The organism is Maribacter sp. HTCC2170, from assembly GCF_000153165.2.
Taxonomy (GTDB): Bacteria; Bacteroidota; Bacteroidia; order Flavobacteriales; family Flavobacteriaceae; genus Maribacter_A.
On sequence record NC_014472.1, the window covers coordinates 3,542,966 to 3,566,741 of the forward strand.

Annotated in this window: 20 protein-coding genes and 1 tRNA gene; 10 read left to right on the forward strand and 11 right to left on the reverse strand. The window is 38.0% G+C overall.

Features of this window, described 5'->3' with window-relative positions:
- From FB2170_RS15580 to FB2170_RS15590, 3 genes are all read right to left on the reverse strand, one after another.
- The gene (locus FB2170_RS15580) at nucleotides 1–1,218 is read right to left on the reverse strand and encodes an acyl-CoA dehydrogenase family protein (RefSeq protein ID WP_013307561.1); all 1,218 of its coding nucleotides are present in this window, start codon (nucleotides 1,216–1,218) and stop codon (nucleotides 1–3) included.
- A 28-nt stretch (nucleotides 1,219–1,246) separates the two neighbouring features.
- Nucleotides 1,247–2,017: a glucose 1-dehydrogenase gene (locus FB2170_RS15585; protein WP_013307562.1), complete on the reverse strand. Its 771-nt coding sequence runs from the start codon at nucleotides 2,015–2,017 to the stop codon at nucleotides 1,247–1,249.
- An 80-nt stretch (nucleotides 2,018–2,097) separates the two neighbouring features.
- Nucleotides 2,098–3,906 (reverse strand): acyl-CoA dehydrogenase, encoded by a 1,809-nt coding sequence (locus tag FB2170_RS15590; RefSeq protein WP_013307563.1) that lies wholly within the window; start codon nucleotides 3,904–3,906, stop codon nucleotides 2,098–2,100.
- A gap of 325 nt (nucleotides 3,907–4,231) precedes the next feature.
- Between FB2170_RS15590 and FB2170_RS15595 the strand changes: the two genes are divergently transcribed.
- Nucleotides 4,232–5,698 carry a flavin monoamine oxidase family protein gene (locus FB2170_RS15595; protein WP_041632904.1) on the forward strand — a complete coding sequence of 489 codons (1,467 nt, stop codon included), beginning with the start codon at nucleotides 4,232–4,234 and terminating at the stop codon, nucleotides 5,696–5,698.
- Nucleotides 5,699–5,709: 11 nt separating this feature from the next.
- Nucleotides 5,710–6,438 carry a c-type cytochrome gene (locus tag FB2170_RS15600; protein ID WP_013307565.1) on the forward strand — a complete coding sequence of 243 codons (729 nt, stop codon included), beginning with the start codon at nucleotides 5,710–5,712 and terminating at the stop codon, nucleotides 6,436–6,438.
- A 108-nt stretch (nucleotides 6,439–6,546) separates the two neighbouring features.
- Here FB2170_RS15600 and FB2170_RS15605 read toward each other — a convergent pair.
- The 3 genes from FB2170_RS15605 to FB2170_RS15615 all read right to left on the reverse strand — a co-directional run bounded on the left by FB2170_RS15605 (nucleotide 6,547) and on the right by FB2170_RS15615 (nucleotide 8,323).
- A tRNA-Pro gene (locus FB2170_RS15605) sits at nucleotides 6,547–6,620 on the reverse strand.
- Nucleotides 6,621–6,685: 65 nt separating this feature from the next.
- Nucleotides 6,686–7,600, reverse strand: coding sequence for an alpha/beta hydrolase (locus tag FB2170_RS15610; RefSeq protein WP_013307566.1), 915 nt, complete (start codon nucleotides 7,598–7,600; stop codon nucleotides 6,686–6,688).
- A gap of 6 nt (nucleotides 7,601–7,606) precedes the next feature.
- The gene (locus tag FB2170_RS15615; RefSeq protein ID WP_013307567.1) at nucleotides 7,607–8,323 is read right to left on the reverse strand and encodes a M15 family metallopeptidase; all 717 of its coding nucleotides are present in this window, start codon (nucleotides 8,321–8,323) and stop codon (nucleotides 7,607–7,609) included.
- A gap of 118 nt (nucleotides 8,324–8,441) precedes the next feature.
- Here FB2170_RS15615 and FB2170_RS15620 point away from each other — a divergent pair, with 118 nt between their 5' ends.
- Both FB2170_RS15620 and FB2170_RS15625 read left to right on the forward strand, forming a co-directional pair.
- Nucleotides 8,442–9,569, forward strand: coding sequence for a glycoside hydrolase family 130 protein (locus FB2170_RS15620; RefSeq protein WP_013307568.1), 1,128 nt, complete (start codon nucleotides 8,442–8,444; stop codon nucleotides 9,567–9,569).
- A gap of 1 nt (nucleotide 9,570) precedes the next feature.
- Nucleotides 9,571–11,340: an arylsulfatase gene (locus tag FB2170_RS15625; protein ID WP_041632905.1), complete on the forward strand. Its 1,770-nt coding sequence runs from the start codon at nucleotides 9,571–9,573 to the stop codon at nucleotides 11,338–11,340.
- A 3-nt stretch (nucleotides 11,341–11,343) separates the two neighbouring features.
- Here FB2170_RS15625 and FB2170_RS15630 read toward each other — a convergent pair whose 3' ends face one another.
- Genes FB2170_RS15630 through FB2170_RS15645 form a run of 4 tightly spaced genes read right to left on the reverse strand, consistent with a single transcriptional unit; the run spans nucleotide 11,344 to nucleotide 16,262 of the window.
- The gene (locus FB2170_RS15630; RefSeq protein ID WP_013307570.1) at nucleotides 11,344–12,969 is read right to left on the reverse strand and encodes a sulfatase; all 1,626 of its coding nucleotides are present in this window, start codon (nucleotides 12,967–12,969) and stop codon (nucleotides 11,344–11,346) included.
- Entirely contained in the window at nucleotides 12,969–13,802 is an 834-nt protein-coding gene (locus FB2170_RS15635; RefSeq protein WP_013307571.1) for a sugar phosphate isomerase/epimerase family protein, read from the reverse strand. The genes FB2170_RS15630 and FB2170_RS15635 overlap by 1 nt, the downstream gene beginning before the upstream one ends.
- 12 nt (nucleotides 13,803–13,814) lie before the next feature.
- Entirely contained in the window at nucleotides 13,815–14,537 is a 723-nt protein-coding gene (locus tag FB2170_RS15640) for a gluconate 2-dehydrogenase subunit 3 family protein (RefSeq protein WP_013307572.1), read from the reverse strand.
- A 3-nt stretch (nucleotides 14,538–14,540) separates the two neighbouring features.
- The gene (locus FB2170_RS15645; protein WP_013307573.1) at nucleotides 14,541–16,262 is read right to left on the reverse strand and encodes a GMC family oxidoreductase; all 1,722 of its coding nucleotides are present in this window, start codon (nucleotides 16,260–16,262) and stop codon (nucleotides 14,541–14,543) included.
- A gap of 301 nt (nucleotides 16,263–16,563) precedes the next feature.
- Here FB2170_RS15645 and FB2170_RS15650 point away from each other — a divergent pair, with 301 nt between their 5' ends.
- Genes FB2170_RS15650 through FB2170_RS15660 form a run of 4 tightly spaced genes read left to right on the forward strand, consistent with a single transcriptional unit; the run spans nucleotide 16,564 to nucleotide 20,120 of the window.
- Nucleotides 16,564–17,451, forward strand: coding sequence for a glycoside hydrolase family 26 protein (locus FB2170_RS15650; RefSeq protein WP_049782656.1), 888 nt, complete (start codon nucleotides 16,564–16,566; stop codon nucleotides 17,449–17,451).
- Between the two features lie 10 nt (nucleotides 17,452–17,461).
- A complete protein-coding gene (locus FB2170_RS17080; RefSeq protein WP_049782657.1) occupies nucleotides 17,462–17,686 on the forward strand; it encodes a hypothetical protein in 225 nt (74 codons plus the stop codon).
- A gap of 26 nt (nucleotides 17,687–17,712) precedes the next feature.
- The gene (locus FB2170_RS15655; protein WP_013307574.1) at nucleotides 17,713–18,900 is read left to right on the forward strand and encodes a glycosidase; all 1,188 of its coding nucleotides are present in this window, start codon (nucleotides 17,713–17,715) and stop codon (nucleotides 18,898–18,900) included.
- Between the two features lie 23 nt (nucleotides 18,901–18,923).
- Nucleotides 18,924–20,120 (forward strand): AGE family epimerase/isomerase, encoded by a 1,197-nt coding sequence (locus FB2170_RS15660; protein WP_013307575.1) that lies wholly within the window; start codon nucleotides 18,924–18,926, stop codon nucleotides 20,118–20,120.
- Nucleotides 20,121–20,125: 5 nt separating this feature from the next.
- Here the strand turns inward: FB2170_RS15660 and FB2170_RS15665 are convergent, their stop codons facing one another.
- Nucleotides 20,126–21,004 (reverse strand): AraC family transcriptional regulator, encoded by an 879-nt coding sequence (locus tag FB2170_RS15665; protein ID WP_237701143.1) that lies wholly within the window; start codon nucleotides 21,002–21,004, stop codon nucleotides 20,126–20,128.
- A gap of 437 nt (nucleotides 21,005–21,441) precedes the next feature.
- Between FB2170_RS15665 and FB2170_RS15670 the strand changes: the two genes are divergently transcribed.
- Both FB2170_RS15670 and FB2170_RS15675 read left to right on the forward strand, forming a co-directional pair.
- Nucleotides 21,442–22,815 carry a Gfo/Idh/MocA family protein gene (locus tag FB2170_RS15670; protein WP_013307577.1) on the forward strand — a complete coding sequence of 458 codons (1,374 nt, stop codon included), beginning with the start codon at nucleotides 21,442–21,444 and terminating at the stop codon, nucleotides 22,813–22,815.
- Nucleotides 22,816–22,902: 87 nt separating this feature from the next.
- On the forward strand, nucleotides 22,903–23,730 hold the full coding sequence (locus FB2170_RS15675; protein WP_041632906.1) for a hypothetical protein: 828 nt from the start codon (nucleotides 22,903–22,905) through the stop codon (nucleotides 23,728–23,730).
- The last annotated feature ends 46 nt before the right edge of the window (nucleotides 23,731–23,776 follow it).

The following is a 23,776-nucleotide window of genomic DNA, read 5'->3' on the forward strand; positions in this document are numbered from 1 at the left end:
TTATGTATTCGAATATTTTTTTATTGTGTTTTTTCCTAGTTGACTCATGTGTACTTCATCTGGTCCGTCTGCCAATCGCAAGGTTCTTGCTGAAGCATAAAAATGTGCAAGAGGTGTATCACTGCAAACCCCTTTACCTCCCATGATTTGAATGGCTCTATCAATCACATTCAAAGCCATATTGGGTGCCACAATTTTAATCATGGCAATCAGGTCTTTAGCTTCCTTATTACCAACCTTGTCCATTTTATCAGCTGCCGACAGCACCAAAAGTCTTGTTTGCTCAATCTCACATCGCGACTGTGCAATTTCTTGGCGTATACTACTATAGGTATCCAAGGTTCTACCAAACGGGCTTCGTTCAGAAGCTCTTTGTGACATCAATTCCATAGATTTTTGTGCCATCCCTATCAAACGCATACAATGATGTATTCGTCCAGGCCCCAATCGCCCTTGGGCAATCTCAAATCCTTTCCCTTCTTCCAATATGAGATTTGCTTTGGGCACGCGAACTTTATCCAAGATTATTTCTGCATGTCCCTCTGGGGAGTCGTTGTATCCGAAAACACTTAATGGACGTACAATCGTTAATCCTGGAGTATCCATGGGAACTAATATCATACTTTGCTGAAGATGCCTTGGTGCCTCAAAATCGGTCTTCCCCATGACTATAGCAATCTTACAATTGGGATCCATCGCCCCTGAGGACCACCATTTTTTTCCGGTAATCACATAATCATCTCCATCAGCAACAATGGCCGTTTCAATATTGGTAGCATCAGAGGAAGCCACATCAGGTTCAGTCATCAAAAATGCGGATCTGATTACTCCGTTCATCAAAGGGTTTAGCCATTCATCCTTTTGTTTTTGATTACCATATTTGGCCAATACTTCCATATTTCCAGTATCTGGTGGACTGCAGTTAAATACTTCCGAAGACCAAAGAATTCGACCCATAATTTCTGCCAATGGCGCATATTCGAGATTGGTAAGTCCTGGGCTCAAGTCACCATAGTTTTTGGGTAAAAATAAATTCCATAGCCCTTCTTTTTTTGCCTTTTCTTTTAATGTATCAAGGCCTGGCCATTTTTTCCATGCATTTACCGGGTTGTAGTGGAATGCCTTGACCTCCTCCTGAAAAGGATGTATGTTATTTGCTATAAAAAGCTTTAGCTTTTCCTGCAAGGCAATGGATTTTTCGCTGTATTCAAAATTCATAGTATCGCTATTTTACAACCGTTAAAAGTTATCCTGAAATCATATAACCTCCATCAGCAACATATACCCCGCCTGTCATATAAGATCCTGCATCAGAAGCCAAAAGCATAACCATGCCCGCCATTTCATCAGGAGCTGCTATACGATTCAATGGTAAAGCTTTGGTAAACCCGCTGACCAATTTTTCGTCTGCCCAAAGGCCTTGGCTAAATTTGGTCTTGATTAGACCAGGGCATAGTACATTTGCACGGACCCCATAACGACCCCATTCTTTTGCCTGGTTTTTTGTAAGCATGATCAAAGCGGATTTAGTAGCACTGTAAAGTCCTAAACCAAATCCTGGGCGTAAACCTTCTACTGAGGAAATATTAATAATACTACCACCCCCTTTTTCTTTCATGTGCGTGAGGGCCAAATTTGAAAGCAACCAAGGTGCCTTGACATTTACTTCCATAATCTTATCGAACACCACTTCATCAGAACCTTCCAAGGGGCCGTAATAGGGGTTTATTGCCGCATTGTTTACCAAAATATCAATTCGACCATACTTATCCATCGTCTTTTCAATCAATGCTTTACGTTGTTCCCCATCTCCGATGTGACAGGCAATTCCAACTGCCTCTAGACCTGCATCCCTGAATTCTTCAGCAACTGTATCAACTGCATCTTGTTTTCTGCTACTGATAACAACTTTAGCTCCATTCTCTGCTAATCCTCTGGCAATTGATAAGCCTATTCCTTTACTGGAACCAGTTATGATGGCCACTTTTCCGGTGAGGTCGAATTTTTGTTTTATCATTTCTTTAGTTCTTCATTATTTATTTTGGATTTTTCACATTCCTAAATCCCTCTTGATAGTGGATATATTTAAAGATTAAGTTATTCAAAAATCTTTTTATCAGTGTTTAGGGTCAAGGCTTGCTTATCCATTAAGATTTCGGCTAGGCCTGTTGTTTTCGGGAGTTCATATTTGAAATAGAATTCCATAGTATGGATTTTACTCTCATAGAAATCAGTGCTATGTTCTTTACTCCCATTTACCAAAGCATTTTGAGCTTCACGGGCCGTATCCAACCACAACCATCCTATTAGGATGTTGCTAAAGAACTCCATAAAGGGAGTGGCATCTGCTAAGAAACGCTGATAATCCCCTTTCATGGCAAAGCCCATCAGGGATTGTAATACTTGCTGCGTCAATGCAAGTTTCCCGCCCAACTTTTTGGCATAGGGTACTAAGGATTCATGCGCCATCGCCTCTTTTATGGAACCCTGAATTTCCTCGGATAACAATTGCAAGGCCTTCCCATTATCCATGGTGATTTTTCGGCCTAGTAAATCTTGGGATTGGATTCCCGTTGTTCCTTCGTAAATGGCAAAAATTCGGATGTCCCTCAAATATTGTTGTAAGATGTAATCAGAGCAGAAACCATATCCTCCTAAAACCTGAACTCCATTATCAACAGCAGATTTCCCCATTTCTGATGGATAAGTTTTTACTACTGGAGTCATTATTTCCAACAACAACCTATATTTTTCACGTAAATCAGCATTTGCACTTGCAATCGAAAGATCATGATACTTTGCAGTCAACAAGACCAGGCTCAAAGAACCTTCCGAAACTGCTTTTTGCAGCAGCAACATTCGTCGAACATCTGGATGGTTTATTATTAAGGTCTGTTCTTGATTTACATCTTTCTTGCCCGTTCTTGTTAATTGACGCCCTTGTGGTCTTTCATTCGCATAATTCAATGAAGCATGATAGGCGGCCGTAGCAATCGCAGCTGCACCTCTACCTACTCCGATTCTTGCCCCGTTCATCATCAGGAACATATATTTTAATCCTTTATTGGCCTCACCTACAAGCCAACCTTGGCAATCATTCTTATCTCCGAAAAACAAGTGCGTGGTGCAATAACCCTTCTGACCCATCTTTTGAAAATCGGCGACGGTCGTTACATCGTTCGGGATTAAATCATCATCAATCGGTCTTTTTTTAGGAACGACAAACAAAGATATTCCTTTCGTACCTGCTGGTGCACCTTTAATACGGGCCAACACCAAATGCACAATATTTTCGGCGCCTTGATAGTCCCCTCCTGAAATGAAGATTTTTTGCCCATGAATCTTATATGAATCTCCATCAAGAGTTGCAGAAGTAACAATATCAGATAACGAACTACCCGCTTGTGGTTCGGTTAAACACATGGTGCCTCCCCACTGCCCGGAAAGCATATTGGGCACATAGGTATCGTTCAATTCTTGGTTGGCAAAATGAGTAATCAGTTCCGCAGCACCTACTGTCAAACCAATATACCCAGGCATGTGGTTATTGGCAGCATCCTGAATAAAAGCAGATGCATGGGACACCATTCCGGGTAATTGCATACCCCCATTTTCATAGGAAAAAGACCCAGCAATAAAACCCATATCGCCCCCATCCTTCATATATTTAGTTATCTGCGGATGCACAACAATCTCTCCGTTCTTGAAATGCGCGGGATTTTCATCCATCTCCTTGAAGAAAGGAAATAACTCCCTGTCAGAAAAATCCTTAACAGAATTCAACAAAAGCTCTACTGAGGCCTGATCATAATCAGCATAACGGTCTTGATCTAAAACACTTTGAAGGTCATGTACCTTATAAAGTATAAATTTAAGGGTATCCAGGTCGATATAGTGATTAGCCATGGCATTTTTGTTTTTTTTTAATTATACGTCCTAAGATAACAGTTTTTATGGGCCTCTACTGAAAACCTATTTAATAATATAGATTTGATTGCAAATACTCGAAGTAGAACAATCAATTCTATTAATTCTAGGGATTTGGTCTTTTAAGACAATATGGTCCAATTACCCCCAAGTGAGACACCTATTAAAATGCTGTAGCTGAGAACATTGAAGCTATTGGAATAAATGGAAAAGCTGGTGAAAGGATACCATATATGTCTAAAAATTTGTATTTTCCTTTTTATCAAAGACATTAAAAACCTTTTTATAACCTAACACCCAATTTATGAGCCATCTGAAAAGAAGAACTTTTATGAAAAATGTGGTAACCGCAGGAGTTGGGGCAACTGTCTTACCTATTAATACATTAGCCGCCAATGAGGCACAGGAAGAATTTGAGTTCAAATCAAAACCTTCAGGAGTTTCAAAAAAAGTCATTGTAGGCGGCGCAGGGATTGGTGGGTTATGCAGTGCATATGAATTAATGAAAAAGGGGCACGAAGTAATTGTATTGGAAGCATCAGGTAGACATGGAGGCCATGTGTATACTACAAGGGACGAACTTTCAGATGGACTATATGGAGATTTTGGACAGGAACATATTGTAAAACCAGGCTATGAAAGATATTGGAATTATCTTGATGAATTCGATATTACAGCCCTGCCCTACCCAAGAAGAAAAAATCTAAAAAGAAAAATAAATGGGAAATTCTACACAGAACAGATGCTCAAGGACCCTTCTGTGTTAAAAAACTTTGGTTTTAATAAAAGAGAAATAAAACATCTATCCAAGAATCCATGGCCAGAGTTAAAATCACTCTTCACGAAACCGTACTTGGATGCATTCAAAGATGAATACCAACCTTTCGGAGTTGGCCATGATGCCTTGGACAATATTCCAATGTCTGATATTTATAAAAAGGAAGGGGCATCAGAGACAGCATTAAAGTTTTTGGGCGGGAATAATTCCTCTGCTCTTTACGAACTATGGTATGCCGCCATACTAAAAATGAGGGGAGTTGCCACATACCCAACAGAGGTTTTTCGTTTAAAAGGAGGAAACCAGATGTTGCCAAATGCCTTTGCAAAAAGATTGGGTTCTAGAGTGTGGTTGAATTGTCCTATCACTTCTATTGAAAATGGGGAAACCAGTGTAAGTGTAAAATATAAACAACAAGGGGAGGTAAAAGAAATTACCGCTGATTATTTTGTGAATTGTATTCCTCTTCCTACCCTCAAAAATATACCTATTCAGCCGGCTTTGCCAAAAGAAAAGCAATTCGTCAATGAAAATATAACCTATGATTCATACCAGCGTTTTGTTTTTCAGGCGAGTTCAAGGTTTTGGGAAAAAGATGGTTATAAAGACATTAACATGAGTTTGGGGCATCCTGATTTATGGGAGGTATGGCAATCTGCCGAAGAAGTGGATACTCATAGGGTGATTGTTTTGGGAACAGGACCGGGTGGTGTGTCCCCAAAGCGGGCGTTGGCCGCCTTTCGTGCATCCTATCCAGGAAATGGTGATTCTATCGAATTGGCTGTTGGTAGGGACTGGACCAAACAAAAATATTCATCAAATTGTGAAAGAACAGCATTTCCAATTGGGGAACTTCATAAATTTTGGCCGCACATAATACAATCTCATGGTCGAATACATTTTGCAGGTGCTTATGCTGATAATCTCAATTGGGGTACCGAGGCTGCCACGCGATCAGGCAACAGGGTCGCGGAAACTATTGACATGCTTTGATTTATATAAAAATGCAACGATTTTATATCATAGCGGTAATTCTTTTTGTTTTCTTCTATTTTACCATTGGTTTTTCGCAGTTTCAAATACAGGAAAACAGTCCTCCAATAGTTAAGTTTGTTGCTCCAAAAGACTTTAGCTCATTTAGTCGGAACTCCTTATTACCTTATATCATACACGTTTCAGATTATGAGGATGGTAATTCGGAATACGACGAGATTAATCCAACTGAAGTTCTTTTAATAGCGAAGTATCTGAAAAGCTCTTCAGAGATAAAACCATATTTGACCAAAGAATCTAAGACAAACTATAGCTCGTTAGTCGAGATGAGTCGTTCAACATGCTTTAGTTGTCACAGTGCCAAAGGAAAACTAATTGGGCCTTCGTTTGAACAAATTGCTACGAAATACAAAAAGAATGAAAAAGCAATAGAATTTCTCACTGAAAAAATAATTGCCGGGGGCACTTCTATTTGGGGTGATGAAAAAATGCCTCCCCACCCAGATTTGAAGGTTGACCAAGTGCAGGAAATGGTATATTGGATTTTGGAAAATAATTCCGATTCAGACAAAAACTATTTAACTGGAATTGCAGGGACTATCAAAACAATGGAACAACCTGGGTCAGATCATGAAAAAAGTATTCTTGTTTTGACAGCTCGTTATTCAGATCATGGTTCAAATAATCAACTACATAATAGCAAACAAGGGCAGACCACTCTTATATTAAAAAACAACTAATTGAATTTACCATGTTTACTGGGTATATTGTGATAATAGGTAAATTCATAAAAAAACCCTGTTAATCAGCTGATTAACGGGGTTTTTTTATACTTGAAAAATGGATCGTCGGGATGACAGGATTTGAACCTGCGACCACTCGACCCCCAGCCGAGTGCGCTACCGGACTGCGCTACATCCCGAAATTGGATTGCAAAAATATAAAAGTAGAATTGATAACGATCTATCTTTTTTGAAAAAATAACTCTCATTCCAAACTTTCAATCCACTCGAACATTCGCTCTGTCCATCCCCTTAGGTGTAAATCGTTTCGAGCTAAAGAAAATCCATGTCCTCCTTTTGGATAGATATGCATTGTTGCTGAAACCCCTTTCTCTATCAACGCCCTATAAAAGGCCAAACTATTCTCAACGGGAACAACTTTGTCATCAGATGCATGAAATAGAAAGGTAGGCGGTGTATCTTCAGTTACCTGTTCTTCATTGGAAAAATACTCTACTATGGAAGGCTTTGCATTTTTGTTGGCCAATTTTTCTTTAGACCCTTTATGAGTCATCATACTTTTCATTGATATAACTGGGTACCCTAAAGCCATAAAGTTTGGTCTGGCACTTATTTTATCTATTTCATCAATGGATTCATATACTTTTTCATCAAAATGGGTGCCCAAAGTAGATGCCAAATGCCCACCTGCAGAAAACCCGATTATTCCGATTTTATCTGTTTCAATATTCAATTCACTGGACATATTTCTAACCAAGCGAATAGCTCGTTGTGCATCAATCAATGGTACCAGATGCTTGTCTTTTTGTGAAACTGAAGAAGGCATTCGATACTTTACTACAATTCCTGCGACTCCTTTTCCATTTAAAAATTTAGCAATATCCGTTCCTTCCCAATCATATGCTAAAATTTGGTAGCCCCCACCAGGAAAAATCAACATGGCTTGCCCATTGGCATTAGCCTTTGCAGGTAAATAAACCTCAATAGTGGGTTCTTGTACTTTACTTATTCGGTCAAGATCATCTCCTCGAACAAGAACCTCTCTTTCTTCAGATTCAATATAATTTGGAACACTATTCTTCGGCCAAAGTGGAACAATAGTATCTTGCGCATTCATTGAACCCACTGTAAGCATTAATACTAAAACTATATTTTTCATAAATCTTTAATTTTCTGTTGAACAATCCCATTTAAAATTTGCAATTGGATCTTTGTGGGCTCCTTGCAAATTGTAGTGCCACCACTCTGTTCTTGTTGACCAAAATCCGTGCTTTTCCATGGTCTCTTTTAAAAGCTTCCTATTATCCAGAATTTCTTTGGGTAAATCTAAATTATCGTGATATGCTCTTTTACCAAAAAAATCAAAATCGGTCCCCATATCCAATTCTTCGCCTTGAAGGGTGACCAAAGTTATATCTACCGCACCTCCTTTATTATGTATTGAACCTTTTACTGGATTGGCCACATACTGTGGGTTGGGCACAAGCTCCCACATTTTATACTGAACTGAATTTGGTCTATAGCAATCAAAGAATTTTATCTTGACACCACTTTTCTTAAATGCCTTATTCGCTTTTATCAAGGCTTTTGCAGTTTTTACACGGGTATAGCATTCGGCGCAATCATAGACTTTCTCTTTTAAAAAATTATTTTTAGTGGCATAGCGCATATCATAAGCGAAACCGACACTAAAATCTGCCAATCGAACAAACGTGGTATCGGCCAGTCCATTATAAGTTTTGAACTTCTCTTCAATTACCTTTTCAATTTTGATAGAATCAACCGTTATGGCCCTTGTTGAAGGTTCAAGATTTTTATTAGTTGGATGCTCTTTGCATCCCCCGATTAAAATCAAACAGAATAATAAAATAAATCTACTCATCTTTCCTATTGATACTTCGAATCCGTTATCTTTAAATAATTATAAAAAGAAAAGTCAAGTTACATATATTTCTTTGTTTTGTGAACAACCAAAGTCACCGAATTTAAATGAAACCTCTATGAATTTAAGAGCTCTACTCGTGTTTTTTACTGCAATTAGTCTATTGTCTTGTAAACAAGAAAAACCTGCCGCGGCTGCAAATAATGCAGTGCCAAATGAAAAATGGATGCTTGGATTTGAAAAGACCGACATCAATCCAATAATGGTAGCTGATTCCAGCTATTCATTTATCGACCCAATCACCCAAGTAAATGTACAATGGCAAAAGGCCGATGTTTTCAATCCTGGAGCTATCGTAAGAAATGATACAGTTTTCATGCTATTTAGGGCCGAGGATAATCCCGAAGCTATTCTGGGAGGAAGAACATCAAGAATAGGCCTTGGCTATAGTTTAGATGGAATAAACTTTACTAAGTATCCAGAGCCTGTACTATATCCTGATAATGATGATTTCAGCAAATGGGACCAACCGGGGGGAATAGAAGACCCTCGAATTGTTGAAACCCCAGACGGCACTTATATTATGCTCTATACAAGTTGGAACAAGGATGTTGCCAGACTTTCAAGTGCAAGTTCCACAGACTTGAGGAATTGGACAAAGCACGGTCCTGTATTTGAAAGTGCCCACCAAGGTAGATTTTTGAATATATGGAGTAAATCAGGTTCAATCGTCACCGAATTAAAAGATGGAAGATTGATTGCAAAAAAAATCAATGGTAAGTATCATATGTATTGGGGGGAGCTTTTTGTAAATTTGGCGCTGTCTGATGATGGAATAGATTGGGAACCAGTTCTGGAATCAGCCGGAGAACTTATGCACGTGTTCAAACCGTCTCTAAAGAAATTTGATAGTCATTTGACCGAACCAGGGCCACCCGCTATTTATACCGAAAATGGAATCCTACTTCTTTACAACGGAAAAAATTTAAGTGGTGAGGGAGCAACAACTAAAGTCGCCGAAGGAACCTATTGTGGAGGTCAGGTATTATTCGATAAAAATGAGCCAACTAAAGTTCTTGACCGGTTGGAAACACCTTTTATCTGCCCAGATCTGCCACATGAAATAACAGGACAGTATAAAGCTGGAACAACCTTTATCGAAGGCTTGGTCTATTTCCAAGACAAATGGTTCTTATACTATGGCACAGCTGATTCAATGGTAGGTCTTGCAATCAAAAAAGATTGATATGCGTAATATCTTTATTCTGCTTTTAACTTTATTCATTGTTTCCTGTGAAAAGAAAACCAAGGAAAAAAATGAGATTCAAACAAAACCAAATGTTGTTTTAATCATGACCGACGATCAAGGCTGGGGTGATTTAAGCTTCAATGGCAACACCAATTTATCCACACCAAACATTGATGCCATTGCCAAAAATGGTGCGTCCTTTCAAAACTTTTATGTTCAACCTGTATGCTCACCCACTAGGGCAGAGCTTTTAACTGGCAAGTATGCAGCACGATTAGGGGTGTATTCAACATCAACAGGTGGAGAACGTTTCAATAGTAAAGAGACTACAATCGCGGAAATCTTTAAAAAAGCAGGTTACAAAACTACAGCTTATGGTAAATGGCATAGTGGTATGCAACCACCTTATCACCCCAATTCAAGGGGCTTTGATGATTATTATGGATTCACTTCAGGTCACTGGGGGAATTATTTTAGTCCAATGCTCGAGCACAATGGAGAAATTGTAAAAGGAGAGGGTTTCTTGGTTGATGACCTTACCAATAAAGGCCTTGACTTCATTACTGAAAACAAAAACAATCCATTCTTTTTATACCTACCCTACAACACCCCACATAGCCCAATGCAAGTGCCAAATGAATATTGGGAACGCTTTGAAAAGAAAAAGCTTGACATGCGTTATCAAGGAAACGAAGAAGAATCTGAAAATTTTACAAGAGCTGCGTTGGCCATGGTAGAAAATATTGATTTTAATATGGGTAGATTAACCAATAAATTAAAAGAATTGGGACTTGAGGAAAATACGATAATCGTATACCTCTCGGATAATGGACCTAATGGATGGCGTTGGAATGGTGGAATGCGAGGCAGAAAAGGATCAACAGACGAAGGTGGTGTACGTTCTCCTTTTTTCATACAATGGAAAAACACTATTCCCAAGAATAAAAAGATTTCTCAAATAGCCGGGGCAATTGATATTCTACCAACTTTGACCAGTTTAGCTGGCATCAACCAACCAACAATTAAATCAATTGACGGAAAAGATCTAAAAACACTCATTGCTGATAAAAACCCTACCTGGGAGTCGAGACATATTGTTAATCATTGGCGAGGCAAAACAAGTATTAGAACCCAGAAGTACCGACTAGACAATGAAAATCGTCTTTATGACATGCAAAATGATATTGGGCAAAGGACAGATCTATCATCTGAATTACCCCAATTAACGGATTCTTTGGTAAATATCAAAAATATATGGCTTAAAGATGCTGTCACTGTAAAACCAGAAAATAAACGTCCATTTACCTTGGGGCATCCTGATTTTATATATACACAAATACCAGCAAGAGATGGGATTCCCCATGGGAATATTAAAAGAAGTAATCGCCATCCCAATAATACCTTTTTTACCAATTGGACCAGTCTTGACGATAAAATCACCTGGGATGTGGAAGTTTTAGCCGATGGTGAATTTGAGGTTGAGCTTTACTACACCTGTGCAGCCGAAAATGTTGGAGCAACATTAAAGCTCACCCATAATAAAAACGAACTTTCAACCACAATAACCGAGCCCCATGACCCACCGTTAACAGGGATGGAAAATGATCGGGACCCGCGGATTGAATCTTACGTTAAAGACTTTAAGTCTATGAAAATGGGCAAAATAAAACTTAACAACGGAAAAGGTAAATTGACTTTAAAGGCCCTTGAAATAAAAGGTAGCGCCGTTATTGATGTACGTTTACTACTATTTAAGCGATTGGATTAGATATTAATCATTAATCAACAGTTCACTTTCCTGATATCCAATGCGACCAGCTTTGGCTTCAAATTCAACACCTTTCGAAATAAGATTGTCATAGATGTTCCAAACTGTATCTTTTGGGTGCTTCCAAACAATGGTTGCATCAGCTTTTTTTGAAATCAATCTGATTCCTTTATCATTTTCTTCCATCTCCAAAGGAGGTAGCTGAGGCTGTTTTCCATTTGGTATCCATTTTTCGATTAAATCAGTTTCTGCAAATTGGCCAAGATCTTTGGTTTTATCAATCCATTCTTTTAAGACATTTCGCATAACCCTGAGTGTATCCCCGAATTCTTGATGCCCAACCAAATTATTCAACTCGTAAGGGTCATTTTTCAAATCATACAACTCTTCTTCAGGTTTTGTATCATTTAACCAAAAGGCCTGTTCATCATTCAATAATCCCTGAGCATATAGTTTTCGAAGTTCGTTCATCATGGGCATTTGCTCACGATACGAAACAGGTATGGCATGACTGATTTCTGTGTCAAAACTCTTTATATACTTATATCTTTTTGATCTTACTGCTCTTAGGCGATCATACAATTCATCAAATCGGTCAGAAGAATGAAAGGTGTAACCTGGTTTTTTTGTTACTTCAAATTCACCGAGTTGCGCTTTTCCCTGCATGACTTTTGGTGGTTCTATTTCAGCCAAAGAAAGAACTGTTGGTGCAAAATCAATAAAACTGATCAAACGATCATCTCGACTCCCTGCATTATCATTTTTGGGGAATTTTATGGTCAGCGGCACTTTGATTCCTGTATCATAAAGGGCTCTTTTATGGCGTGGAAAAGGCCCGCCATGATCACCATAAAAGAAAATGATGCTGTTTTCATAAAGGCCGTCCTCTTTGAGTTGCTGTATGACAACACCAATCTGATCATCCAATCGTTTTAAATTACTATAATTTACAGCTAAATCGTGTCTAACAACATCTGTATCAGGAAAATATGGCGGAACGGGAACTTCCATTGGATCAACAAAAAGAGAATCCTTTCTTCTTTTCCAAATTTGCGATTCATGACAAACTCCAAAATTGAATACCGTAAAGAAAGGTTGGTCTGGCTTCCGATTTTTCCAATGACGATCTTTACTACTCTCATCCCATGAACCTTCTGTCTTAGCAAAATTATAGTCCTCCTTTGGGCCGTTGGCACAGTAATATCCTTCTTTTCTAAGATATTCTGTGAACATCTTCACTCCATCAGGAGCAATTGGCGAATAGTTAGGAATTTTAATTGTGGGTTCATTTTCATTGCCCCATGCTTTGTAAGTCCGCATATTATGTGTACCTAAAGTTGTAGGGTACATACCCGTTATCAAAGCACTACGGGCCGGGGCGCATACCGGAACGGGTGAAAAGGCATTGTCAAAAATTACTCCGTCTGTCGCAAGTGATTCAATATTCGGTAATGAAATAGTGCTATCCCCGTACATCGGAAAAAAATCAGGGGACTGATCCTCGGCTACCAACCAAATGATATTCGGTGGCCTGTTTTCCTTTTTTTCCTCAGCATTGCTTGTACAAGCTCCTAACATCAAGGACAGCAAACAAAGATATGAGGCAATAATAACCCTGGGGGATTCCATTACTCAATACCTTTAATAAATTCAAGACTTTCTGGCACTTGTTGCATCACTCTTGAACACTCGTCCTCAATGAACATATATTTAGCGATTCCGATTTCCCTAGCTCTTTTAACAACACCTTCAATATCGACCTGACCGGTTCCCAGAACCACATTGGTTTCTACATCTTCATGACCTGTGTTATTGCCAACCACACTTTTGGCCATATCTTTCAAATGAAAAAGAACAAATTTTTCAGGGTACTTATTAAGCAACGCCATTGGGTCTACACCGCCATGTTGTACCCAAAACACATCCATTTCAAAAGCAAAAAATTGGGCGTTTTCGACCATATAATCAAATAGTGTATCATTTTTGTAAGGTCTAAATTCATAACCATGGGCATGATAGGCTAATGTAATCCCTGCTTCTTTAAATAATTTTCCTGCATTATTGAAAACCTTCACCGCTTCTTTGACATTCTCTATATTAAATTCATTTCCTTTATGTGGAATCCAAGGGCACATTACAAAGTTTGCACTGAACCTCTTGGCATTTGCCAAAACCTCTTCGGATTTATTCTTTAAATCATCATATGATGCTCCCACACTAACAACATCCAATTCAAATTCATTTAGCAAACCATCAAATTCCTCAAAAGAGAGACCATAGGTGTCACCACCTTCCAAATTGGTCAACCCCCACTCACTAATCGTCTTTAATGATCCTGAAACATCTTTTTTGAATTGATTTCTTAAACTATACAATTGGATTCCAAATTCTTGGGCAGCTAATTGTTGAATACCTATTTGCGATACAATCAATGCAAGAATTACTATTATTTTGTTTTTCATTTTCAATCCGATTTACGTTAATAAATTTCCTTCATCATCCCACTCGGCAATAATGCCTCTTTTACTTTGATCTACACATTTTGCTATCCAATCAGTGTCATAAGCCACTCCGTGTTGCTCTAAAACATCCTCTGGAACACCATCCCAAACATTGGGCATATTGCCTTTATACCCTAAATCTGCAATACCAACCTTGGAAGTATAATATCCGGTTACGGTAAGTCCTCTCATCAAATGAAAAAACTGTATTTCAAGGGGTTGTTTTTCCAGTGGAACCTCAACATCATGAAAAGCAATTGTATCCAATATACCTTTTTGCTGTTCAAGACTTGCTGATTTAAATTCAAGATTGAATTCAGTATTACATTTATGATCTAACCACATAAGACCACCTAGCAGGGTCATTTGCATTTCAGGATAATCCTTGCCTATGAATTCAATAAATGCCGGTACTTCTGCCTCAATAGGGCCACCATTTGGTTCTTTGGGTGGAAGTATAACTGTGGTCAAAACAGCAATTGTTTCCATTTCATGCGCATTGAACAACTGTTCGGAGTTCAATTTATCAATCAGTTCCAATTCTTCGGGAGTTCTTCCAAAAAACTTTTCTGCTCCCTTGCTGATGTTTTCCTCAACTGTAGGTCCTTCCTCGGGATTACATCCCTGAAAAACCAAACCGGTAGAGGCTGCACCGGCTCCAAGAATAATAGTCTGTAAACTTTTTCTTCTATCCATTTCTTAGATATTTTGCTGTTTCAATTGTTCAATAATAAAATCTGACGCCCTCCAAGAAAGAGCCAAAATGGTCCACGTACAATTCTTATCTGCTTGGGAAACAAAAGGTCCTGCATCTACAATAAACACATTGTCTACATCATGTAATTGTTGAAATTTGTTTGTAACGGAGGTCTTAGGGTCGTTCCCCATACGGGTTGTGCCTACTTCATGAATTATTCTTCCAGGCGTTAACAGGCCATGATCACTCTCTTCTCCTGGTTTTTCACCTAAAGGTTCGCCTCCCATATTATGCAGTAATTCTTCAAAAGTATCTTGCATATGTTTGGCCTGGTTTATTTCAAAATCCGTCCATTTATAATGGAATTTAAGTACGGGAATACCAAACTGATCTAAAGTCGTCGGGTCTATTTCACAGTAATTATCTTTTCTTGCGATTGCTTCTCCCCTGCCACCAAAACCGAGAACAGAACCATAATACTTTTTAACATCATCTCTCAATGAATCACCGTATCCACCAACAGGTAGGTCAAAGAACTTATTGAATTCATTTGGACTATAACCAAAGCCGTAATTTGGCATACCCATTCCTCCCCAAATTTCAATATGATACCCTCTAGGGAAATTCAATTTTTTATTATCACCCCACCACGGCGAATAAACGTGCATACCGCCAACGCCATCCTCATTATATGATGGTTTTCTGTTCATTAGTCCAGGAATAAAACCTGCTCTACTAGCACCTGTGGAATCATGAAGGTATTTGCCCACATGATTACTGCTATTACCCAAACCATTTGGATGTTGCTTACTTTTTGAGTTTAGAAGTATGCGAGCTGAACTACAGGCAGAAGCGGCCAATACAACAACCTTTGCCTTTAACTTATATTCTTTTCTATCATCTTTACTTATATAAGAAACCCCGGTAGCTTTACCTTCTTCATTCGTTGTCACTTCCCTAACAACAGAGTTAACAAAAATTTTCACCTGACCTCCGCTTTTCTGTGCTGGAAATATCAAACAACTGCCAGCAGAGAAATCCGCATAAACAGAACATGATCTTGAACATTGTCCACAATAAAAACAAGTACCACGGTCATTGTTGATTTTTTTTGTCAACATTGACATCCTACTTGGAATAACCGGTATTCCAGATTTTTTTGCCCCATTGATATAAAACAATTCGTGTAATCTAGGTTTTGGTGGAGGCAGAAAAAAACCATCTGGATCATTCTCTCTCCCCTCATTTGTTCCAAAAACCCCTATTAATTTGTCTACCTTATCGTAGTAAGGCTTTATATCCTCGTAACCAATAGGCCAATCCTCGCCGTGGCCATCTCGGGTTTTACCTTTAAAATCCTTCGGACCAAAACGCAACGAGATACGTCCCCAGTGATTAGTACGCCCTCCCAACATATGGGAACGAAACCAATCGAACTTTGTTCCTTCAGCATGTGTATAGGGCTCACCTTCAATCTCCCAGCCACCGTACGCCATGTCCCATTCACCAAAGGCACGGGTTTTAGATGCACCTCTACGGGGCGATTCATAAGGCCATTTCAATTGGGTTTGCTGTTCAGGATTTGCCGGATCAAAAAACGGACCTGCCTCAACAACAGCTACGTTAAAACCGGCATCGGCCAATTGTTTGGTAGCCATGCCACCTCCTGCACCCGAACCTACAATAATGACATCGTATATTTCTGATGATTCTTTTATTTGCATATTACCTGATTAGTTATTTTCCGAAGTTAAAAATTAAAACCAATAATTGGCTTAATTTTTAGCTAACTACACAACTTCAGGATAGAATTGATATAAAATGAGTACTTATTGACAAAAAAGAATAGACCAAACCAATCGCATATTAAAGCTAAAAAAAATGAAATTGGATTATAAAATAGTATACTATGGATTATCCGATATTTGGATAAAAAGTCGATCAGCCAATAACAACTGCATATTTTCACCAATAATATGATAGAATAGTATTGAATAGATCTTAGTCGATCATTTAATTTTAAATATGCTGAGAGTTTTGTATAAATACGCTTTAATCATTGTCTTGGGAACAACATTCATCTCCTGTAAAACAGCTCTATTGAAACAAGCTAAAAGTATTGAATTGGCTGATAAACAAGCTGATATTTCATCAAGATATTTGATGCAACGAATTAGGGCAATCCCAAATTCAGGTTATGCATTTGGTCATCAAGATGCAACTGCTTACGGAATGGGCTGGAAAAATGAGGGAGATATTTATAAAAGTGATGTTCATGAAGTTGTGGGTGACCATCCTGCCATTTACGGATTTGAATTGGGACATCTTGAATTAGGCCATAGCCATAATCTGGACACAGTCAATTTTGACTTAATGCGAAAGCTTATTAAAAAGGCACACAATGATGGTGGGATTATTACAATCAGCTGGCATCCAGATAATCCCGTGACCAAAAAATCAGCATGGGACCCTTCTCCTGCAGTTTCACAAGTATTGGAAGGAGGTCTACTAAGCCCCAAATACAGAGCTTGGTTGACCAGAATCGCTGGTTTTATAAAAAGCCTTAAAACCAAATCGGGAAAATCTATCCCTGTCGTATTTCGACCCTATCATGAAATGAACGGTTCCTGGTTTTGGTGGGGACAAGGTAATTGCACTCCTAAGGATTTTAAACTGTTATGGCGAGAAACATTTGAGTTTTTTACGAACACCCATAATGTACATAACCTCCTTTATTGCTACTCAAGTGATGCAGTGAAGAGTGAAAAAGAGTATTTGGATTTTTATCCCGGCGACGATTATGTTGATATTCTCGGAATGGACCTCTATCACAAGAACGGCACATCGGAATACATAGAAATATTGAATACCAATCTCGACCTTCTTGGAAAATTAGGAAAGCAAAAAAAATAAACCCTACGCCATGACCGAAGGTGGTTTGAATATGGTCAGTGAAGAAAGCTGGTGGACGGAGGTTCTTCATAAGAATATTGCGAACAAAGGTATATCTTGGGCACTTTTCTGGCGGAATGCATGGCCAGATCACTACTTCGCTCCATTTAAAGGACAAAAAAGCAGTGAAGATTTTATAAAATTCCATGCCAAAGAAAATGTTCTCTTTCTTAAAGCTCTGAGTCAAATAAAATAGAATTAAATAAAAATATACGTTTTACCATGCCCGATCAAAACAACCAAAATATAACTGAATCAATTCAGGATTTATATGATGAACATAATGAATTGCAAAAAAGGAAGAATCTAGAAATTTCACATCCATCCGGGATTTTCAAAAAGTATAAATATCCAATATTGACAGCGGAACATATTCCGTTACATTGGCGCTATGATCTCGATCCAAAGACTAACCCAAAAGGATTGGAACGTATTGGTGTTAATGCAATTTTCAATGCTGGCGCCATCAAATGGAAAAATAAATACGTCTTAGCTTTAAGAGTGGAAGGTAAAGACCGTAAATCATTTTTTGCTCTTGCAGAAAGCGATAATGGCATTGATAATTTTAAGTTTTGGGACAAACCTATACTACTGCCCCAAACGGAAGACCCTGATGTGAATGTTTATGATATGAGGCTTACCCTACATGAAGACGGTTATGTATATGGCATCTTCTGTACCGAGCGCAAAGACCCAAATGCCCCAGCGGGGGATACTTCTTCCGCAATTGCTAATGCGGGAATCATTAGATCAAAAGATCTAATGATTTGGGAACGTCTACCCGATTTAATTTCTGGCTCGAACCAACAACGAAATGTTACCATACATCCCGAATTCGTACAGGGAAAATATGCGCTGTACACGAGACCTCAAGATGGTTTTATTGAAACTGGAGCCGGCGGTGGAATTGGCATTGGGTATATAGAAGACATGACAGTACCTCGGGTTGATGAAGAATTTATTATCAATCCCAAGGCGTATCACACTATTTACGAATTGAAGAATGGTCAGGGACCTTCTCCTTTGAAAACCAATCATGGCTGGCTTCACTTGGCACATGGGGTAAGAAATACCGCTGCTGGATTGCGTTATGTTCTTTATATGTTCATGACAGATTTAGAGAACCTAACTGAGGTAACCTATCAACCCGGTGGTTATTTTATGGCTCCTGATAGCCAGGAAATTATTGGGGATGTTGGCAATGTCCTCTTTTCTAACGGTTGGATTGAAGATGAAAATGGTGATGTGTTTATCTACTACGCCTCTTCTGATACGCGAATGCACGTAGCCAAAACAACCATCGATATTCTAGTTGATTATTGTATGAATACACCAAAGGACAAACTTACTTCAAATGGATCGGTCGAAAATATCCTTGAATTGATCGATAATAACAAAGGATTCCACTAAGAAACTTAAAAGCTTTTATTTCCATGACCTTAGATGATTCCATCGAGATTTCCGCACAATTGGAAATAGAACTGACAAACATCCTTGACTATTGGCAAAACAATACGAAAGATGCCCAATTTGGTGGTTTTCATGGTCAAATTAATAATGACAACGAAGTAATTAAAAAAGCCAATAAAGGAATAATCTTAAACACTCGTATACTTTGGACTTTTTCGAGGGCCAGTAATTTTTATAGTGACAAAAGATATGATGACGAATGCAAAAGGGCGTTCAATTATCTTTTTCAATATTTTAACGACAAGGAATATGGAGGAGTTTTCTGGGAAGTAGATTATGAGGGGAACCCAGCCAATAAAAGAAAACAAAGTTATGCCCAAGCGTTTTGCATTTATGCCCTTGCTGAGTATTACAAGTACTCCAGAAATAATAAGGCGTTAAGCTGGGCTTTGGAAATTTATCAATTGCTTGAAACAAAAGCCTATAGTCTTGAATTTGATGCATATATTGAAGCGTTTGACAAAGATTGGAGCCCAATTGAGGATTTACGATTGAGTGAGAAGGACCTAAATGCGCCCATTACTACAAATACACATTTACATATCCTAGAGGCATATACCACACTGTATGAAGTTTCTAAAAATCCAGAAATAAAAACAACTTTAAAGGGATTGATGAGTATGTTCACAAAACATATCGTCACAAAAAATCATCAATTGAAATTGTTCTTTGACACCAAATGGCAAACACTTTCTTCAGAAATTTCTTTTGGTCACGATATTGAAGTTGGATGGTTATTATTAAAAGCAGCAGAAACTATAAATGATTCTGTATTGGTTGAAAAAAACAAGAATGAATTAATCAATATCTCGGATACCTTCATTGCTGAAGCATTGGACGAAGATTATGGAGTTTGGAATTCTAAAGATGGGACAAATGGCGAGGTCGACATGGACAAACATTGGTGGCCCCAGGCTGAAGCAATGGTTGGACTAATCTATACTTGGAAAATCACAAAAGACAAGACTTATTATAATACAGCAATTCAGATTTGGCGCTATATAAAAAAACATATTATTGACCATAAAAATGGCGAATGGTTCTTTCGAGTAAACCCAGAAGGTAAACCTTATGCCTTTGAAGACAAAGTTGGACCTTGGAAAGGCCCTTATCATAATAGCCGGGCTTTAATTGAGGTCCTAAAGAAACTTTCCGTCTAAAACAATTACAACACCTTCTTTATACCTTGAAAATCGCCTCTGAACTGGGTTGGGGTCCTACTCTTATTCTTTTTAAAAACTCTATTGAAATTGGCTATACTATTAAACCCACAGATAAAAGCGATTTCAGAAATACCTAGATCCTGCTCAATTAAAAACTTAGAGGCATAGCCAATACGTACTTCGTTAAGATAATCAACAAAGGTCTTACCTGTTCTTTTCTTTACAAATCTATTGAATGAAACATTACTCATATTCACTAGATTGGCAGCTTCTGTTAGGGTTATTTTTCTAGAATAGTTCTTTTGTACAAACTCGTATAACTTCTTTATTTTGTTGCTATGTTCAAAGTTGGGTGGTTGGGGCGTTAATGTTGACAACAATCTTTGATTTCGTGAGATAGCTAAATCATATAAAATAGAAAGCAGTTCCATAAAATTGTCCATTCCTCCCATTTTTGAAACTTTGAGCAATCTATTTTTCAGAGAGTTGGAAACTTCCTCAGAGAACAAAATACCATGTGAAGAGCGCTCAAACATATCCTTAATTGGCCGCATAACACTCCTATTAAGCAATGAATCCACAAACAGATCATTGTGAAATTGTATGGTCACCTCTCTGATCTTCTTATTGGTGCATTCATGTTGTTCCCAAACATGATATAGGTTGGGCCCAACTAAAACAAGCTCGATCTCCCCAATTTCTTCCATACTGTCACCTACGATTCTGCGTACCCCTTTACCGTTCAGAACAAAATTCAATTCGAACTCTGGGTGATAGTGTATCGGATAATCAAAATATTCCTTGGTTCTATCCTCTACCAAAAAACTATCCTCGGACGACATTGTAACTATTTCTCTATGAATTTTTTTTAGTATATCCACACTTCTTATTTTGATTCTATTTGCTGTTCATATGACAATATTCTATCAATTAAATAGTGACTATTTAATTAAATTTGGTTTAGGTATGTCATCAATATGCACTATTAAGTGGGCAAAATAGCCAATTATTCAATAAAATATTGAATTTATAGTCACTTATTGTAATATATCTGTTGTATACAATTTGCGCAGTATTTGCCAATATATGAGTAGAATACGGCTTAGCATAAGTAAAAGTGAAGCCTATTGTGACAAAATGGAATAAGTCTAAGTTTAAAATAGTTTATTGAGTTAGTTTTTTTGTTTAAACACAACACCTCCGATACACCTAAGGAGGTGTTGTTTGTTTTAAATATAATTCCTTTATGGTTTTTCTACCCTAGTTTCTATTGATTCTTTTTAGGTATCTTTAAGACAGATGATTTAAAAACAATATCATGGATTCTACTCCTTTCTTAATTAATCGTCGGAATTTTATAAAAGGCACCTCAGCTTCGTTGATTTTATCATCATTCGGTGCTTATGGCCTTGATTTAATGCATTCCGGCAAACCTCTACGTGTCGGGCTTATAGGAACAGGTTGGTATGGCAAGAGTGATTTATTTAGATTAATTCAAGTAGCCAATGTAGAGGTAGTTTCCCTTTGTGATGTTGATCAAAATCTCTTGACCGATGCTGCTAATTTGGTAAGTCTTAGACAAAGTTCTGGTAAAAAACCTCGACTCTATTCTGATTATCGTAAAATGCTAGCAGAAAAGGATTTGGACATCGTACTCATCGGGAGTCCAGACCATTGGCATGCACTTCAAGGTATTGAAGCCATGAAAGCTGGTGCACATGTATATATTCAAAAGCCTATTAGTGTAGATGTGATTGAAGGTGAAGCTTTGGTTGCAACGGCAAGAAAATATAACCGAGTGGTTCAAGTAGGCACACAACGAAAAAGTACGCCACATTTAATCGAAGCAAAAAAACAAATTGTGGATACAGGTTTGTTGGGTAAAATATCACATGTTGAAATGTGTTGTTATTATCATATGAGAGCAAATGGAAACCCTCCTATTCAGCCGGTCCCAGATTATTTTGATTATGAAATGTGGACAGGCCCAGCTCCTTTAAGACCTTTTGATGGTTTACCACATCGTGGGTGGTGGCGAACTTTTATGGAATACAGCAATGGCATTATGGGGGATATGTGCGTCCATATGTTCGATACAGTTCGTTGGATGCTTGATTTAGGTTGGCCTAAACGAATTACTTCGTCTGGAGGTATTTATGTGCAAAAAAATGGTAAATCGAATACTGCCGATACTCAAACCGCAATATTTGAATATGAAAATCTCAATTGTGTTTGGAACCACAGAACATGGGGTACGCCTGCAGATCCAGAATATCCCTGGTCATTTAAGCTTTATGGTGAAAAAGGCACTTTTAAGGGAAGTACAATGAAAGCTGACTTTATACCACATGGTGAAGGAAATCCAATTCATTTTGATGTGATTTATGAAAAAGAAAAATACCCTGAAGACCTTACGGAAAAGGATATTGAATTGAATGCCGCACCTGCCACAAGGTTGCATATGATAGATTTTCTAGCTGCTATTGACAAGGGAACTAAACCAATCGCTGATATTGAAGAGGGGCATATTTCCTCTGCTAGCTGTATTTTAGCCAATATGGCAATGAAAGTTCAAAGGCCGCTGGTTTACGATTCTAAAAAACTTATAGTAATGAATGACCCCGAAGCTACAAAATTATTACAAAGACCATATAGGAAACAATGGGAACACCCCCACCCGAATGATCATTAGTTTTAATGGTATTGCAGTTGAATAATTTGAATTCAGATTTAAGCCTTTTACACACAACATTTTTGGCATTTATCAGTTTATATTTTTGTGAAAAAGTCCGTACATATTGCGTATATAACGATCATGGTCGTTATTACAGTATTCGCGACTATCTACTTATTTTATGTAGGGTTCAACTATTATAATACCTCGCTTGAAGAACGATTTTACCACCCTAACCATACTTGGTTTAAACCAAGTGGCATTTATGGCCAAGGTTTAGGAATAGTTGGCACCCTAATGATTCTCTTCGGGGTAACTATCTATATTGCTCGAAAGCGCTATGGATTCTTGTCAAAACATATACGACTAAAATATTTATTGGAGTTTCATATCTTTCTATGTACCCTAGGTCCTATTTTGGTCTTATTCCATACCGCATTCAAGTTCGGTGGAATTGTTTCAGTAGCATTTTGGAGTATGGTGGCCGTGGTTCTTAGCGGTGTTGCCGGTAGGTTTATCTATAACCAAATTCCGAAAACCATTGAAGGAAGGCAAATGACAATGAATGAACTCAAGGAAATGAAAACGGATTTGGCTGTAGTACTGCACCAAAAATTCAATCTGGAATCAAATACTTTGGATATAATATCTGATTTAATGAGTGAAGAAAACACTACTGACAATAGAAAAAAATTAAGCTATCTGAAAAAAGTATTGAATAGAAAAGACCTTCCCAAATCAGACAGAAACAACATCCTCAAAATGGTGAAAAATGAAATTTCACTTTCCAAAAAAATATCAAGATTACAATCAATGCAACAGCTTTTTAAATATTGGCATGTTGCCCATATGCCATTTGCATTGATTATGCTGGTCATTGTTGTAATCCATATAGGAGTAACATTGGCTTTTGGTTATAAATGGATATTCTAATTAGGTAGGGTAATCTCTATTTAAGTTGTTTAGTTAACACAACCTA